Source organism: Actinomadura roseirufa (genome assembly GCF_900659635.1).
Taxonomy (GTDB): domain Bacteria; phylum Actinomycetota; class Actinomycetes; order Streptosporangiales; family Streptosporangiaceae; genus Spirillospora; species Spirillospora roseirufa.
Window position 1 is genome coordinate 1 of record NZ_CAACVB010000562.1, and the last position, 1,317, is coordinate 1,317.

Sequence of the window (1,317 nt, forward strand, 5' to 3'; positions counted from 1 at the left end):
CCCGCCTGAAACGCATCCAGCATCGGCCCGCACTGCTCAACAGCCTCCTCGCCCACACCCACCTGCAAAGCAGTAACCCCAGCTATTGAAGCTCTCTAGGCGGAGGTCAGTGCACGCAGCTCTCGCGCGGCCGGGAGGGTCCGTGCCTGCCGGGGCAGGGCGGCGAGGATCTGGCTTGTCATGTGATCGCGGAAAAGAGAACGGGGCACGGGGAGATCGTGAAGTGTGGTGAGGGCTTCATCGAGTCCTTCACCGATGTCTCCCGCTCTGACCATCGCCATGCTTTGAATGATGCGAAGGTTCGCCGTAGATCCCGTGTTTCCGGAAGGGATGAGGGCAGAAGCTTCGTCCATGGCTTTTTGTGCCTTTTTGAAGTCGGTTGCGGTGAAGACGTACGCCTGGGTCCAGTAATAGGTCCATTCGCCTGAGATCACCCAGAAGGAATTCGAGTCGGCCGGGGGGAGCTTTGTGAAGGTTTCCTCCATCCCGTTGAGCGCACTCGAAGCCGAATGTTTGTCTCCCCTGATCGCGGCCAGTTCTGCCTGCACCATGTAGGCGCGAGCCAGCCCTGCGGACGCTGTGCCCCTGGAGATTGTGACTGCTTCATCGACGAGGGTCTTGATGTCGATTGGGGGAATTCCGGCCCAAAGACCTTCTTCGGCTTCGCGTGATCGGATCCAGACCCTCAGATCTTGGTCGTGTGATGCGTCTGCCATCCCGCGCGCGAGGTTCCATGACATTCGACCTTCGGGCCGGTTCCCCGTGTTGTCCAGCTGCACGGCAAGTAGAGCCGAGAGTGCGGCACTGATACGCAGGAGTTCGTTCTTGGTGGAGGATGTATTTTCGCGACGTATGAGCTCTCCTACCGCGAGGGAGTCGGCGGTTAGACCACGGATGAGTGACCCGGCCGGTTTTCTTGGTGTCAGGTAACCATACTCGCGTATCGCGCGTGCCCAGTCGTCAATGTTCACAGGCTGGCTCAGTACCTTTCTGGAGCCAGAGAGGAAGGTATCGAAGACGCCCGGTGGGATCGCGGTTCCGGTGGCTGCGGCGGTGATGATCTGGAGTGCGGCGCGTCGCTTCACTTCGTCGTCCTCCTGCTCGGGAGTTGGACTCTGATCCACGGTACCGCTCGGTATGCCGGATAGGTCTCTCCGTGTGGAGTTTGGGTATCCGTCTGGTTCGCCCTGGTAAGGGTCTTCTGTCGGCTGGCTACTCGGTTGTAGTCCGAGGAGTGGGCCGGGGATGTGGAGGCCGTCGCGGAGTGATTCGAACTCTTTGATCGAGTAGCGGCGTCGCTGGCCGCCTAGGATCTTG

Annotated in this window: 1 protein-coding gene; it reads right to left on the reverse strand. The window is 60.2% G+C overall.

The genetic code is table 11. The features are described from left to right. Positions 1-95: 95 nt before the first annotated feature. The gene (locus E1291_RS41400) at positions 96-1,124 is read right to left on the reverse strand and encodes an XRE family transcriptional regulator (RefSeq protein WP_131743471.1); all 1,029 of its coding nucleotides are present in this window, start codon (positions 1,122-1,124) and stop codon (positions 96-98) included. Between the last annotated feature and the right edge of the window lie 193 nt (positions 1,125-1,317).